This window comes from Aquiflexum sp., from assembly GCF_041751335.1.
GTDB lineage: Bacteria > Bacteroidota > Bacteroidia > Cytophagales > Cyclobacteriaceae > Aquiflexum.
Genome location: NZ_JBGSXS010000021.1, coordinates 1 through 16,114, shown reverse-complemented (window position 1 = coordinate 16,114; position 16,114 = coordinate 1). Strand labels below are relative to the sequence as shown.

Here is a 16,114-nt window from a genome sequence, read left to right as displayed (position 1 = left end):
ATCGATTCAGGATGAAAAAGGGCAGGCGTTGTCTTCTGCAACCATTACACTTTTAGATCCGGGAGATTCTACCTTGGTCACTTTCGGGGTAACCAACCCAAGCGGGGGATTTGAGATCAAAAACCTTAGAGATGAAGCTCTTTTAATACAGGTGTCATTTGTTGGATTTAAAACATTTCAACAAAATATTACAAGACCCATTGAAGGAAATTCATTTTCCCTGGGGACTGTCACGCTTAAGGAAGCCACAGCAGATCTGGATGAGTTTACCATTGAAGCTATTGCCCCTGTTACCATCAAAAAAGACACCATTGAATTCCATGCTGATGCATTTAAGACGAATCCCAATGCGAATGTTGAAGACCTTTTGAAAAGGCTTCCCGGAGTGGAAGTGGATACTGATGGCAATATTAAAGCCCAAGGCGAAACTGTCCGTAGGATTTTGGTGGATGGCAAGGAGTTTTTTGGAACAGATCCCAAACTTGCTTCAAGAAATCTCTTGGCAGAAGCGATTGAGAAAGTACAGATTTTGGACAGAAAATCAGACCAATCACAATTTACAGGCATTGATGATGGGCAGCGTGAAAAGACTATCAACCTCCAATTGAAAGAAAGCCACAAGAAAGGATATTTCGGAACTTTGAACGGTGGATTGGGAACTGATAACAGGTATGTGTTGAAAGGAAATGTGAACAAGTTTACTGACAAACAGCAACTTTCATTTCTCGGAATGACCAATAATACCAATGAACAGGGATTTTCCATTGATGATTATATCAATTTCAGTGGGGGAATGCAGAATTTTATGTCAGGAGGAGGGGGTCAGGTGCGTGTTGTCATTGGCGGCGCGGGGAATCCCATTCCTTTGAACAATGGACAGAGGACCAACGGCATTATGAACAGCCATGCTTTCGGTACAAACCTGAACAGGGATTTCAACAAAAATACCCAAATGAAGAGCAGTTATTTTTTCAATATGATAGATCATCAGATAACCCAGAATACCGACAGGTTGAATTTTTTCCCATCCGGAGATTTCAATTTCAATGAGCTGAGCAAGCAGGACAATCTTAATGCAAACCACAGGCTCAATCTGATCATCGACCATAAAATTGATACCCTGAATTCTTTCCGCTCAACCACCTCTGCGAATTTTACACAAACAGATAGGGTTTCGAACAGCATTACAGCCAACAGAGACTTGGAAGGAAATCAACTCAATCGGGGTGAAAGAACCAATGTAAATGCAGGGGACAGTTACCAGATGAATTCTGAGTTTTTGTTCAGGCATAGGTTTCTAAAGACTGGCAGGACATGGTCTGCCAATTTGAATTTTGGGTTCAATCAAAGTGATTATGAGGGAAGTCTTTATGCTGAAAATGAGTTTTTTGGCAGCAATCCCGAATTGGAAACGATCAGACAACAAAACTCACAGTTGAATTCAGCCTTCAATTATGGCGCAAACATATCGTATACAGAGCCTTTGGGAGGAAGAAAGTATTTGGAATTAACTTATAATTTCATACAAAACCACAACAGGGTAGACCGGCAGGTTTTTGATTGGGAAGGGGAAAGCCTTGTATTTTACGAGCAACTGAGCAATAGATTCAACAGCCTGTACACCTATCACCGTCCCGGTGCAAACATCAGTTACAATGCCGGTAAATACAACATGGTTGCCGGTGTGGCATTGCAAGCAACAAGTTTAAATGGGGAATTGCTGATTCATGATGAGTTGATTAAAACCCATTTTGAGAATTTGCTTCCGAGCCTAAGATTCAATTATAGTTTTTCAAACACAAAAAATCTGGGATTCAATTACATGACTTCTGTCACCGAACCAACGATTGAACAGCTCCAACCGGTCATCAACAATGCAGACCCATTGAACATCTATGTAGGAAATCCCGAGCTAAGACCCGCCTTTCTCCATAATTGGATGATCAATTACAATAGCTTCGATATGGGGAAATTTATCAGTCTTTTTGCCAATGCCAATATCAATTATACCCAAAATGCCATAGTCAATTCCCAAAGCATTGATGAAAGACAGATCCGGACCATCATCCCTGTCAATGTAAAAGAAAGTGTTATGGCCAATGGAAATATCAACTTCGGATTTCCCATTAAACCATTAAACAGCAGATTTAACTTTGGCCCAAATCTGATGTACAGCCACGGGCTGAATCTGATCAATGAAGTTGAGGATGTGATCAAAATCTCAAACTTGGGTGGAAATGTAAGGTATGATTACAATTGGAAGGAATTTGTTAATATTGGTTTATCTGCCAATTTAAGCAGACAGCGGACAGCCTACGACTTTAACCCCCAACAAAATCAGCTTTTCTTCAATCAGAATTACAATTCGGAGTTGAATGTCAATTTTCTCAAAAAATACATGATAGGAGGGAATTTCAATTATTTGGTTTATCGTAGTGAAACGACTGATTTTAATGAGACCATTCCCTTGTTGAACCTTTATTTCAGCCGGTTTGTCCTGAAAAACAATATGGGTGAGATCAAATTGTCCGGGCAGAATCTTTTGGACCAAAACATGGGCGTTTCCCAAAGGGCAGATGTGAATTTTATAGAACAAACAGTGACCAATAACCTTGGTAGGTTTATCATGTTAAGCTTTACCTATAAGCTGAATAATAAATTGAATCCAATGAATAATATGGGCAGACCGGGAGGAGGAGGGGTAAGGATGATGAGGTTTGGGGGGTGAGAAAAGGATGAAGGATGAGGGAGGAAGGAAGGTAAGGAAGGTAGAGGGTAGATTTTAGATTTAAGATTTTAGAAAAAGGAATGAAGGATGAGGGATGAAGGTCGACAATGTGTAAAGAACAAGGGGAATTTCGAATAAAGAATAATGAAGTGCTTCGGGATCCTGAGTTCTCGTAATTTGGGAAGTCAGGGTATCGGAAGCTTTAATTAGGTAATTATTTAAGCAATCATATTGGCATTTATAATCCATCAAAGTCTAATTCATAGTAGTGAACCTTAAGAGTGTGATTAGGTGTCATCCACATTTGCAATGGCCAAGAAAATATGCCGTAGGCATGACCGAAAAAATAGCCAGGTAATTTATTGCCGGGATGATATTGATACCATGTCCCCAAAAGTACCGTAGGTATGGACGATTTAATTCTCTTCCATAAATTTTTCGCAACTAACAGTAAATTTCCATCTCTTTAACAATAATATGGTTTTAACCTTATGATGCTACATTGCATTTTCTATGGAAAGCCAAAATATTGAAATATGTTTAAAAAATATTTGAAGCCATATTAATTTATGGACAAATTACGTTATATTAGTGGACAAATTACCTCATGATACCATGTCTGAAAATCCATCAATAGTAAGTGAGGCCGCAGTGGCTTATTACAGGAAGACCAAAATGTCTGTTTATGACATATTGGATGTAGAAGTGAATCAATTGAATGAACCTCTCCATCGTGTAGAGACATTCCGCAGCGGACTCAAGAGAAAGTCCTTTGAAAGCCTTAAGGAAGTCACCGGGCTTGACAATAATACCTTGGCTTCGGCTTTGGCTGTTTCTGCCAAAACCCTTCAGCGAAAAGATGTTTTTGATGTAGTACAATCCGAAAAAATGTACGAGCTCGCTGAGTTGTATGCCTTGGGTACGGGTTATTTTGGAAGGGATGGATTTAGGAGATGGATGGATAGGCCACTTTTTACTTTGGGAAACCGCAAGCCGATTGAGCTGATTGATGTTTCGGAAGGCATTGATATTCTCAAGACAGAAATCATGCGCCTACAGCACGGTATTGCTATCTAAGAAAAGCCAATGAAAGTTTACAGGATTGCGCTGACCCAATACTGCGATACAAGTGGGGAAGGGGCAAAGCGGTATGGGGGAAGGTGGAATCTGCCCGGTGTACCGGCGCTGTACGGTGGTTCCTCGGTTTCATCATCTTTACTTGAAAGGCTTACCATTGATTCCGAATTATTTGCCTCAGAAAGGTATGTTTTGTACTCGATTATGGAATTTGATATCCCTGACAAATTGGTGTTTGTTCCCAAACCGGGTGAATTGCCAAAAGATTGGGATGCCATTCCTCCAAAGTCTGCTTCCCAGGAATATGGGACCAATTTACTTCAAAAAGGATTGCTATGCTTTGGGGTTCCTTCAGTAGTCGATCAGACTTCCCTGAATTATGTTTTGAATCCGCTTTCTGAAAAATTTCATCTTGTCACTAATAAGGTTTATTCTTTAAAGTTGGATGAAAGAATTGTGAGGTAGATTATTTTTTCCGCAGGCAGTCTGAAGACTGCAATGAGGGGGTCCAAGACTAAGTCTTGAACCAAGCTAAACTAATTCCATTTTACTCCTGATGAAAAGATTATCATAATACCCCACAGAATGTATAAAATAATCAAGCCAACAGGAAGAAATACAAGCCATTTTAAAATTGGATTTGTGGTAGGAGATTTATATGCCTTATAGGCACCGAATGCGAAAAGTGAAAAAACGACTGTCATGACCAAATGCAAGATATTGGTAACATCACCAAAAAAATCATAATGATGTCCAAGGTTGATATTGGCAAAATGGAAGTAAATCCTCAGTACCAATCCATATATAAAGTTAAGAAATGCCAGTAGATAGATACCAGTTAGAAGGAGAAGGGCTTTTTTTATAGAGGGATGTTCAAACCCAAGAAAATTACAAAATATTTAATTCAAAATAATCCATAAAAAAAGGCAGTGAACTTCTCACCGCCTTAAATCTGGAAATTTATTTCAATAATATTTCAATAATATTTCTACATTATTTCAATGGAGGATAAAATATCCAACAATATAAACCAATATCAATTCAATATCCACCAATATCAATATAAAACCCTAAACCTAATAGTCCCCGGAATTGCCTTCATCTCATCTATCAATTGTGGTGAATAGGCTTTATCGATATCAGAAATCACATAGCCTATTTTCTCATTGGTTTTGAGGTATTGACCTACAATATTGATTTCAAAATCAGCGAGTATCCTGTTGATTTTTGCCAAGACCCCTGGTTCATTTTGGTGGACGTGGATCAGCCTATGGGCATTTTTTAGAAACGGCAATTGGATATTGGGGAAGTTCACAGAATTGTAAGTATTGCCGGTATTGATATATTCCATGATTTTACCCGGGACAAACCTTGCTATATTCTGTTGAGCTTCCAGGGTAGATCCACCTATGTGGGGAGATAGGATGGTATTTTTCATACCGATCAATTCAGATACAAAAGGCTCTGAATTGTTCTTTGGTTCTTCAGGGAAAACATCTATTGCGGCACCTGCAAGATGACCAGTTTCCAAGGCATCTTTCAATGCCTTGATATCTACCACATGGCCTCTGCTTAGGTTCACCAAGTAAGAACCTGGTTTCATCTTAGCTATTTTTGATTTGTCAATGATGTTTTTGTTATCTTTTCTGCCATCTACATGAAGTGAAATCACATCACAATGTGAAAGCAGATCTTCTAAAGTGTCCATTTTGGTGGCATTTCCCAATGCCAATTTTTCAATGACATCATAGTAATACACATCAAGTCCCATATTTTCGGCCAAGACAGAAAGTTGGGCACCAATATTTCCATAACCTACAATGCCCAATTTTTTACCCCTAATTTCAAAGCTTCCACTTGCAGACTTGTCCCACTTACCCTGATGCATCGCATGGCTTTTGTCATGGAAACCTCTCATCAAAAATATGATTTCTGCTATGGCCATTTCTACCACGGAGCGGGTATTGCTGAAAGGGGCATTGAATACTGCGATCCCCTTTTCTGTGCAGGTTTCCAGATCAATCTGATTGGTTCCGATACAGAATGCACCGATAGAGATCAGCCTGTTGGCATTTTCCAATACTTTTTTGGTCACGATGGTTTTGGATCGGATGCCAAGTACTGAAACGTTTTTGATTTTTTCTACCAATTCATCTTCAGATAGGGCAGAGGAGATGACTTCTACATTGTATCCTTCTTGGTTCATCAAATCAATCCCGATAGGATGAACATTTTCAAGAAGCAATACATTGATCCGGCTTTTTGGGTATGAGAATTTTTTATTCATTTTGTTGACGTATAGGATTTCATCCAGGCTAGGTGCAATATGGTCTGCTTTGGAGGTAACTTTTGGTCTACTTACGTTTTCAGTGAAAGCATAAAACTTATTCGCCATCCCGGATTCTTTGATCTCATAATCTGTATAACCATCTCCGATAACATAAATTTCACCTTCCAGATTCAAGTTTTTAATGGTCTGAGGTTTCCCACCGTTTTTGGAGAGGATATTTTCTCTGTTGAAATCTACAATTTTTCCGGATTCATCATATACAAATTCATTTGCGAAAACATTTTCTGATTTAATTCCATACTCACCAACTATTGGTGTGATAAAATCCTTGAAACCATTGGAGATAATGATGATGTTGTCGGCGTTTTCTTCAAAAAACTCTTTATTTCTCTGAAATGATTTGGAAACTTTGCTTTTGAGCGCTTCTACCAATTCACCGATCTGGGGTTTGGTTGCTTCAAGAATATTCAGCCTTCTTTCCAAGCTTTCCCGGAAATTGAGCGTTCCTTCCATCCCCATGTCTGTAATATCCTTGATGGCCTTCAGTTTTTCTGCTCTTTTCGGATCTTTGTCCAAACTGATTTCACCTAACACATCTAAGGCTTCTACTTGGGTGAATGTACTGTCAAAGTCAATAATGAATTTCTTGTTCTTGGTCATTACTGTTATAAAGTTTTTACCATCAAGCTTCAAAATTAGAATATTATTAAAAAATAATGCCTTTTATTGAAGAAAATACTTTTGATCTTTTCACGCCTTTCTTTTGAAATCGATTGAGAATGATATTAAACATATTTTGTGAGAAAATATTAGCTATCAATCCGGTTAGATCTATCATTTTATTTCTGCATTCATTACTGAATGAGACAAATAACCGGATGATAAGAATAAAAAAAAGTGGCCCCTTAGAAGCCACTCAATTAATTATTTCAATTCAAGGATTACAATCTAAATTTAATTGGATGTTTTCCAAAGCCAACTTATTTTATTGACTTGATCAACCTCTCGTTTAATCCGACATAATCAGGATTTTTGGCTTCACTGGACATCTGCATGGATTTTGTCGCACTTTCAATTGCTTCTTTTTTCTTTCCAAGACCAAGTTCGATTTTGGCTTTCAAGTGCATGGTCCAATACTTAGCATCTTCGGCCACAGACTTTGTAATCCATTCATAAGCTTTGTCCAAATCTTTGTCATTGGTAAAATAATAATTGGCTGCTTGATAGTATAATCCAGGGTTATTTGGTTCTTGGTCGATCACCAACTCTTTGATTTGTGCCATCACAATGCTATCGACTTCAGTTTCAATTCTAAATTTGATTCTTGTGTTTTCCCATTTGATGGCCACAGTGGTCCCTGTATCTGAAATATCCACAAAATTGATTTCCATGGTTTCGTACTTTTGACCTGTTTTCCCAGGCTTTACTTTGAATCTCAAAAAATCATCATCCTGACTGTATCCGACCGCACCCCATAGTTTGGTGTTTTTGGATAAAATGATAGTCCATTCATTCTTTTCTGGAATAGCATACAAGGCATATTCGCCAGCAGGGACTTTATTTCCTTCAATGATTACATCAGTATTAAAAGTGATCACGGTGGCTGAATTGGCACCTGTTCTCCAGACTTCCCCAAATTGAACTAATTCTCCGAATATTTTTCTTCCACGCATACTTGGCCTGCTATATTCAATACTGACATCTGTAAGTCCAATTTTTTGACTTATGGAAGCAGCAGGGCTAGCTTGGGGCATTTGGATCTGTTGGGCCATTGTTTCCAAAAAAAACAGATTGATAAATATCAATTGCAATAATATGGATTTGCTTTTCATTTTTATGGATGTTAATTTAGTTGAATATGTAGCGTTTGCTGCAAAGGTAATATTTTAATATTTAACCGATATTGTAATTATTCTTCAATTATGAGGCCAAAGTAGAATATAATAATAATGAATATTGACCTCTTAAAAAATATGTTTTTTCAATCCGCGATTTGAAAGTCATTTTCGGAAAAATTTTAAAAAGAAATCGTAATATGGGGATTGCAATCATTTCACCCGGAAGGGATGTTTCTAAATGGAAAGATAATTTCCAGCGTCTTGACGCTTCTATCAAAATCCAAGTTTATCCTGATATTATTGACAACGATGATGTAGAGGCAGTTTTGTTGTGGCAGCACCCCAAAGGAATCCTAAGACAATTTCCCAATCTGAAATTGATATGCTCCATGGGAGCCGGTGTTGATCATATTTTGTCTGACAGGGAAATTCCTGCTCATATTCCGATCGTAAGAATTGTGGATGAGAAACTTACTTTCTCGATGACCAATTACACCCTGATGGGTATTTTGAATTTTCACAGACAGATCGTTAGATATCAAGAAAATCAAAAGCAGCAGATTTGGGATATGACCAATCCCGAGATTGAAATCCATGTAGGTTTGTTGGGTGTTGGCGCATTGGGAGGTGATGTGGTTAAAAAGTTGAGATTTATGGATATTGCTGTTTCTGGTTATGGAAATAAGCCAAAGACTGATTTGCCATATCCATATTATTACGGCGATCAATTACAGAAATTTTTAGATCAGGTCAACGTGATAGTCTGTATGCTGCCATTGACAAAGGATACAGAAAACTTTCTGAACATTGATTTTTTCAAGTCCTGTACAAAGGGCAGCTATTTGATCAATGTGGCAAGAGGCAAGCATTTGGTAGAAGAGGATCTTTTGATTGCAATTGAAAAAGGATATTTGTCAGGAGCACTTTTGGATGTTTTCAGACAAGAACCATTACCTAAGGAACATCCATTTTGGCATACAAAAGGAATAATGATTACTCCCCATATTGCAAGTGTGACCAATCCTGACGCTGCTGCACCTCAAATTATTGAAAATTATCACCGGTTGAAAAAACGTCAACCATTAATCAATTCTATAGACCCAAATCTTGGATATTAACAAGTAACCCTATGAGCACTACTTTTAAGATTGTTTGCCCCACCGATTTCTCGGAATGTTCTTTAAATGCAGTAGAATATGCCGCAAAATTGGGTGAAATGTACAAAGCCGATTTATATCTTTTCCATGTTCCTGACAAAGAAGACTATCAAAAACTTTCAGCCAATGAATTTCATTCAGGAGATCAATATTCATTTATTCAAAAGAAACTGGACAATTTGGTAGAAATAGTTTCCCAAGAGAGTATTCCAAAAGGACTTAAATCCTGTCAGGGTGAGTATAAAGAAGGGAAGACAGTCAGCACTATTCTTGAATATGCAGAAAATCTAAGGGCTGAATTACTTGTGGTCGGAACAGAAGGGGTAAATGACTTTAAGCAAAATTTTATTGGAACCAGGGCAAGTAAATTGGTTGAAAAATCAGAGATAGACTTACTCGTGGTACCCCGAAAAGTATTTTTCAAAGTGCCAAGAAAGTTTGTATTTGCCACCGATTATTTAGAGGAGGACAAAATTGCCATTCAAAAAGTAGTTGAAATGGCCAAATTCTGGGAAAGTGAAATTGATATAGTTCATGTGAGTACTAAAATAAAGGCCATTGATAAATCCCTTCACATTACGATGGTCCAAGAAATCAAACCTTTTATTAAATACGACAAAGTAAATTTTATTTTGAAATCTTATCGGGATGAACCTGGTTTGGGACTCGAAAATTACCTTATCATTTCAAAAGGTGACATGCTTGTAACCCTTAGTAAAAAGAAGACCTGGTTTGACCAGATTTTTTCAAGTAACCTATCCAGAAAAATGTCTTATTTTATCAATAAACCCTTGTTAGTTATCAAAAAATCTTAAGTGGTTTTGTTGAAACTAAATTTTGACTTTAGAAACTCCCAAAACTCAATTCTTGTACTTTTATCTGAAAACAATTTGGAAATCACATTAAAATATCCAGAGACAATTGAACGACGATTTGGTTCAGAACCTATATTTAAATTAAAGGAGCTGTAGTTCTCTTTTTCAGAAATTCCTAAATTGTAATTTTCATCCTTTGAGGGATGACTAGGTTCATAGCCTATCAGATCATCTGCTTTTTTAAAGCTGGATTTGGATTTTTGGATATATCCAAGCTTTTCCTCAACCAAACCTTTGTTGTTGAAAGATACAGCATCCTCAGGATCAAGATCAATGGCCTTTTCATAATCTTCAATAGAGCCCTTCAGATCACCAATCCGGTCTTTAAAATATGCTCTACTTGCAAATCTGTAAGGGTTCTTTGGTTCTAGATTAATAGCTCTGTCGAATTCTACCATTGCCTCATTATTTCTTTTGAGCAAATGAAGAATTACTGCCCGATCATTGATATAAGTTGGATTATACTGATCGCGTGAAATCAATAAGTCAAAATCCTCCAGTGAAGATTTAAATTCTCCCAATCGAGAATATACTCTAGCTCTGAAAAAATAGAATTCCAGGTTTGTATTATCCAAGTTGATAGATTTATTGATTTCTTCTAATGCCTGCTTAAATTTCCCCTCCTTGAAGAAGATGACACCCTTTTCAAAATTTTCCACTTCTGTGATTGATTAGTTCTCTGTAATTACAAAATATGGGAGGATAAAGTTTAAAATTACTTTATCCATATTACAAGTGCATCTTTTGAAGAACTGAATTCTTTCTATATTTGAACCGAAAACCTCAACTATGGCTACAAAAGCAGAAGATGTACTCAAAGACCTTAGGTCAGGAAAATATGCTCCGATTTATTTTTTACAAGGTGAAGAGGCTTTTTTTATTGACGAGATATCAGATTTTATAGAAAACTATGCTTTAAGGGAACATGAAAAGGGTTTTAACCAAATCATCATGTATGGTAAAGATGTCTCCATTACTGATGTTTTGAATAATGCCAGAAGATTTCCAATGATGGCTGACCGTCAGGTCGTGATTGTTAAAGAGGCTCAGAATATCTTGAATTTGGGTAAAGAGGAGCATGACCAGCAGTTGATCAATTACCTGAAGAATCCGCTTCCAAGCACAATTCTGGTTTTTGCGCATAAATACAAAACCCTTGATGGAAGGAAAGCTCTCAGCAAGGAACTTGAAAGGAATGTGGTTTTTGTCAAGTCCGAAAAAATCAAGGATCATTTACTTCCTCCTTGGATAGAATCTTATATAGCATCAAAAGGACATTCCATCAATAATCAAACAGCAGTTTTTCTGGCTGAAAGTATTGGAAATAACCTTGAAGTTATTGGAAATGAAGTAGGAAAACTATTGTTGAATTTCAGTGAAAAAACGGCTATTACTAAAGACCATATCCAAAAGTATATTGGTATCAATAAAGAGTACAACACATTTGAACTTACTAAGGCTATAGGAGTGAAAGATGTGGTAAAGGCAAATAAGATTGTCCATTACTTTTCACTTAATCCCAAAAGCCATCCTCTGATACCAATTATTGCACTTATTTACAGCTTTTTCAGTAAAATAGCTATCCTCCATTACAATAAGCAAAAAGGTGAATCCGAATTGGCAAAAATGGCCGGAGTTCATCCATATTTTATCAAGGAATACAAATTAGCGGCAAATAATTACCGCTTAGGCAAGGTTATTGACAATATTTCATACATAAAAGAAGCTGATTTACGTTCTAAAGGAGTTGAAACCACCGGAGTGGACGAAAGGAAAATCCTGAGAGAACTTGTATTTAAAATCATGCATTAAATTTGCAGCATTTACCCATGAAGAAAAGCTTTATATTGCTTTTGAGTCTGAGCACCATCCTGACAGGATATTCACAATCTGGATTGTATCAATCCGGAAACCAGATAGTTTTGGATGAAAACTTTGAGCTTTTTCAAAAGCAGATGTTCAGTGCGACGAGATTTGAATTTGAAAACCTGAAAGGAGTGCCCATGGAGGAAAACCAAATTGTTTTGGTTGATTTCCACCATGCTGTTTCTGCATTGAAAATCGATAATCCAGGTGCCTCTGATCTCATTTATTATTTTATTAGGAATTATCCCAACAGCCCCAAAGTAAATGAAGCGGCTTTTATTTTGGGAAACCACTTTTTTGATAAAAGAAATTACAGAGAGGCAATTCCAGCATTTCAAAAAATAAATACAGGAAAGATATCTCCAAAGCAAACATCAGAAGTGCTTTTCAAGACGGGATATTCCTTTTTCCAGCTTAAAGATTATAAAAATGCTTTGGGGTATTTCAATCAAGTGAAACCGTTAAGAGCGGAATATAGTCCGGATGCCTATTATTATGCCGGATACATATCCATGGAAAATGGACAGTTTGATCAAGCCATTGCTGATTTCAAAGAAGCTGACAAAACTCCGTTTTATAGTCAAAGGGTTCCTTATATGCTTTCAGGGATTTATTATAAACAAGGATATTTTGATGAATTGATCACTTATGGTGAATCTGTCATCCAATCTAGAAAGACATTGGATAGAAAAGGAGAAATCCACCTTTACCTTGCGGAAGCTTATTTCGAAAAAAGGAATTTTCAGCAGGCAGCCGTCAATTATGATGCATTTGTAAATTCAAGAAAAAGAGATTTAGATAAGTCTCAGATTTACAAGGCAGGGGTTTCTCAGTTTGAAATCCAGAATTACCAAAGGGCAACGGATTACTTTAAGGTCACAGCCGTAAATGATGATCAGATCGGTCAGGTTTCTAGCTATTATCTCGGACATTCTTATCTGAAGCTCAACAATCCTCAGTTTGCCTCCAATAGTTTTAATGCTGCTTACAAAAGCGACATAGATCCTAAAATCAAAGAAGAAGCCTTGGTAAACTATGCGAAGGTAAATCTTGAAAGGGGAAGTTTTCAGGACGCAGTAAATGCTTTGGACACTTACCTAACTAATTATCCTAATGGACCTTATGCCAAAGAGGCTGATGAATTACTGACAGATGCCTTGATTAATACTAGTAATTACTTGAGGGCAATAGACCACATTGAGAAAATGCCTAAAAGATCCACAAGGATCAATGCGGCCTATCAGAAAATCACATTCTACCAAGGCTTAGTGTATTACCGGGACAAAAAACATGATTTGGCTACTACTTATTTTGATAAATCTTTAAAAGTCCCAGAAGACAGGGACATTGTAGTTCAGACACATTTTTGGAAAGGAGAAAACTTTGCTTCTCAAGATAATCTGCCCCAGGCCATCCGATCTTATGAAGCATTGCAGGCTTTGAAACCAAGACCTGCAGATCCTTATCTTCAAAAATCATACTATGGTCTTGGATATGCTTTATTCAATACCCAACAATATGCAAAAGCAGAAACCCAGTTTAAATATTATATCGACAGGGTTGGTAAAAAAGATGATTCTAGCAACTATGATGAGGCTGTAATTAGATTGGGGGATATTTATTATGTTCAGAAAAGATTTTCTGATGCCCAGAATATATTCCAAAAGGCTATACAGGAAAATAGCAACTACATTGATTATGCTTATTTCAGGTCAGGGGTTGTCTTTAATTTTCAGAACCGAAATAATGAAGCCATTTCCCAATTGGACAAGCTCCTTAACAACCACCCCAATTCATTGTATTTTGAAGATGCCTTATTTCAGAAATCCCAGATCAATATGGAAGAAATGAGGTACGGTGAAGCAAGGAATGGTTTTGCCAGATTGATCAGCAGCAGACCAAATAGCCCCTTTGTACCTTTTGCTCTTGAGGGAAGCGCCGTCGCCAATTTTTCAATGCAGAATTACGATCAAACCATCAATGAGTACAAAAGAATTTTGGAAAACCATCCAAATTCTTCCAATGCAGAAGCTGCTTTGGTCGGGCTACAGGAGGCTTTGACGTTACAGGGCCGAACAGGTGAATTTTCACAGTATCTCAGCCGTTATAAAAATGCCAACCCGGACAATAAAAGTTTGCAGAATCTTGAATATGAGGCAGCTAAAAACCTGTTTTTTGGAGGGTCTTTTGCTCAGGCTATTAAAGCATTTGAGGGTTATTTAAAGAATTATCCTCAATCAGCCAATATGGCTGAAGCCAATTATTTCATAGGCGATTCCTATTATAAATTAGATAATATGGTGTTGGCCCTAGAATACTTTTATAGGATTGAAAGGGATAAAAATTCACCCCAAAGGTTAAGGGCAGTTCAACGCATTGCCATTATAGAATTGGAAAACAATAATTATAGCAATGCTATACCATTTCTAAGGGAATCAAGTAATAGTGCACGGAATAAAATTGAAGAATTTGAATCAAACAATGGCTTGATGAGAGCTTATTATCACATCCAATCTTATGATTCCGTAATTTTCTTTGCTGACAGGGTTATTTCCTTGGGTAGTGTGACACAGGATGCAATTCCCGAAGCCATGTTGCTTAAAGCAAAAGCATACAGGATGAAAGGTGACAGCAGGTCGGCGGATGAAACTTTGATGGATTTGGTCAATGAATATAAAACTGTCCATGGTGCTGAGGGTTTGTTTCTTTTGGCAGAAAGCTATTCCAAAAAACCTGACTATACCCAATCCAACAATGCGATCTTTGATTTTGTGGCACCTTTTTCTAACCACGATTATTGGTATGGAAGGTCTTTCATATTGTTGGCGGACAATTATATCAAGTTAGGAGAGGATTTTCAAGCAAAAGCTACTTTGGAATCCATCTTGGAAGGCTCCACGAATTCGGAAATTAAAAAAATGGCAAGGGAAAAGTTGGCTACTATCAAATAAAGAGAAAAGAAATCCATGAAAATAAATATTCGTTTTCCATTTATATTTGTTCTCTTCAGTATGATTCTGTCAGGGATTTTTACTGAAAAAGCTTTTGGCCAACAGACAGGTGAGGTAAAAGACCAGGAGTTTGTCATTAGGAAAGACAGGGTTTTGACTTTGCCCACGCAGCCGAGAAAATTTGAAAGGGTACCAGCCCTGCCTACTCCCAAAAGCACCACGAACTTTGATTATGCGGTGAGACCATTTTTTCTTTCTTTACCTCCATTGGATTTAAAAACAGAAGTTGCGCAGAAAAATTTTCCCAAAAAAGATGAAGAACTTTTCCCGGGATTTGTAAGAGTTGGATTAGGTAATTATAGTTCACCACTATTGGAAGCAAGATATACAAGTTGGGAAGATGCTGATTATGATTTTTCCGCAAAGGTAAGGCATCAGGGTTTTTACACGGGTCCGGTGGATGGTAGAAACTCCGGCGAAACCTTTACAAATGTTGCTGTAGATGGTGCCATTTTTAAAGATGTATTTCAATTATATGGAGGATTAAAATATGACAGGCATAAATTGAATTTCTATGGCTATGACCCCATGAATCCTATCTTTGAAGTCTTTGTGCCTAGCCAAAATATTCTCAACACATTTAAACTTACAGCAGGTATCCAGAACATAGAAAAAATGGATGGCATTAATTATAATGGCATGTTGAGTATCAGAGGTTTTGGGGACAATTATACGGCTTCGGAGAATGAAATTGCTTTCAAAGGAAATACTGATTTTTGGTTTGAGGATTACCTCAAAACTGCTATAAACATGGAATTGTCCCTAACAAGTCCAAGAGATGAGTTTTATTCCGATATCAAAAGAAATTATTTCAAAATCAATCCCTATGTGAGATACCAAAAGGAAAACCTTCTTGTAAAAGCAGGAGTTAATCTCGTTTTTGAAAATGACATTACGCTCAATAAAAATTCAGACTTCCATATTTTCCCTGTTCTCAATGGACAGTACATGATTCAGGATGAATTTGGGGTTTATGCAGGTTTTGAAGGGGATGTAATCAGAAATACTTACTATGATTTTGTAATGGAAAATCCCTTTTTGGGACCAAGTGATCAGTTGCTCAATACCATCCAGAACTTTAAAACAGGAGCGGGAGTAAGAGGCAAATTATTGGATGAATTTACTTATGAGGCCGGTTTCAATGTTGGAAGATATAGAAACATGCATTTCTTTGCCAATAGCCTTACTGATAGTTTGAGGTTTAATATGCTTTATGATGAAAACACAACATTGTTGAATTATACCGTAAAACTAGGATGGGTATACGAAAAC

The 16,114-nt window shown here is 37.2% G+C and carries 11 protein-coding genes; 8 read left to right on the top strand and 3 right to left on the bottom strand.

Annotated features, from left to right (window positions below):
• The 3 genes from ACEW8U_RS01055 to ACEW8U_RS01045 form a co-directional block, all read left to right on the top strand.
• Positions 1-2,728, top strand: a 2,728-nt coding sequence (locus ACEW8U_RS01055; protein ID WP_373520178.1) for a TonB-dependent receptor family protein, incomplete at its 5' end; no start/stop codon positions are given.
• 591 nt (positions 2,729-3,319) lie between these two features.
• Complete coding sequence (locus ACEW8U_RS01050; protein ID WP_373520177.1) at positions 3,320-3,805, top strand: antitoxin Xre/MbcA/ParS toxin-binding domain-containing protein; 486 nt, start codon at positions 3,320-3,322, stop codon at positions 3,803-3,805.
• Positions 3,806-3,814: 9 nt separating this feature from the next.
• Positions 3,815-4,270, top strand: a complete 456-nt coding sequence (locus tag ACEW8U_RS01045; protein WP_373520176.1) for an RES family NAD+ phosphorylase — start codon at positions 3,815-3,817, stop codon at positions 4,268-4,270.
• Between the two features lie 592 nt (positions 4,271-4,862).
• On the opposite strand, the gene serA is transcribed toward ACEW8U_RS01045, so the two are convergent.
• Both serA and ACEW8U_RS01035 read right to left on the bottom strand, forming a co-directional pair.
• Positions 4,863-6,755: a phosphoglycerate dehydrogenase gene (gene serA / locus ACEW8U_RS01040; protein ID WP_373520175.1), complete on the bottom strand. Its 1,893-nt coding sequence runs from the start codon at positions 6,753-6,755 to the stop codon at positions 4,863-4,865.
• Positions 6,756-7,075: 320 nt separating this feature from the next.
• Entirely contained in the window at positions 7,076-7,927 is an 852-nt protein-coding gene (locus tag ACEW8U_RS01035) for a DUF2911 domain-containing protein (RefSeq protein WP_373520174.1), read from the bottom strand.
• 203 nt (positions 7,928-8,130) lie between these two features.
• Here ACEW8U_RS01035 and ACEW8U_RS01030 point away from each other — a divergent pair, with 203 nt between their 5' ends.
• Both ACEW8U_RS01030 and ACEW8U_RS01025 read left to right on the top strand, forming a co-directional pair.
• Positions 8,131-9,051, top strand: coding sequence for a 2-hydroxyacid dehydrogenase (locus tag ACEW8U_RS01030; protein ID WP_373520173.1), 921 nt, complete (start codon positions 8,131-8,133; stop codon positions 9,049-9,051).
• Between the two features lie 11 nt (positions 9,052-9,062).
• Complete coding sequence (locus ACEW8U_RS01025) at positions 9,063-9,905, top strand: universal stress protein (RefSeq protein WP_373520172.1); 843 nt, start codon at positions 9,063-9,065, stop codon at positions 9,903-9,905.
• Here ACEW8U_RS01025 and ACEW8U_RS01020 read toward each other — a convergent pair.
• Positions 9,902-10,624, bottom strand: coding sequence for a tetratricopeptide repeat protein (locus ACEW8U_RS01020; protein ID WP_373520171.1), 723 nt, complete (start codon positions 10,622-10,624; stop codon positions 9,902-9,904). The two genes, ACEW8U_RS01025 and ACEW8U_RS01020, sit on opposite strands and share 4 nt — an antisense overlap.
• 130 nt (positions 10,625-10,754) lie before the next feature.
• Here ACEW8U_RS01020 and holA point away from each other — a divergent pair, with 130 nt between their 5' ends.
• The 3 genes from holA to ACEW8U_RS01005 all read left to right on the top strand — a co-directional run.
• Positions 10,755-11,777, top strand: coding sequence for a DNA polymerase III subunit delta (holA, locus tag ACEW8U_RS01015; RefSeq protein WP_373520170.1), 1,023 nt, complete (start codon positions 10,755-10,757; stop codon positions 11,775-11,777).
• Between the two features lie 17 nt (positions 11,778-11,794).
• Positions 11,795-14,782: a tetratricopeptide repeat protein gene (locus ACEW8U_RS01010; RefSeq protein WP_373520169.1), complete on the top strand. Its 2,988-nt coding sequence runs from the start codon at positions 11,795-11,797 to the stop codon at positions 14,780-14,782.
• 15 nt (positions 14,783-14,797) lie between these two features.
• Positions 14,798-16,114, top strand: a 1,317-nt coding sequence (locus ACEW8U_RS01005; RefSeq protein WP_373520168.1) for a TonB-dependent receptor, incomplete at its 3' end; no start/stop codon positions are given.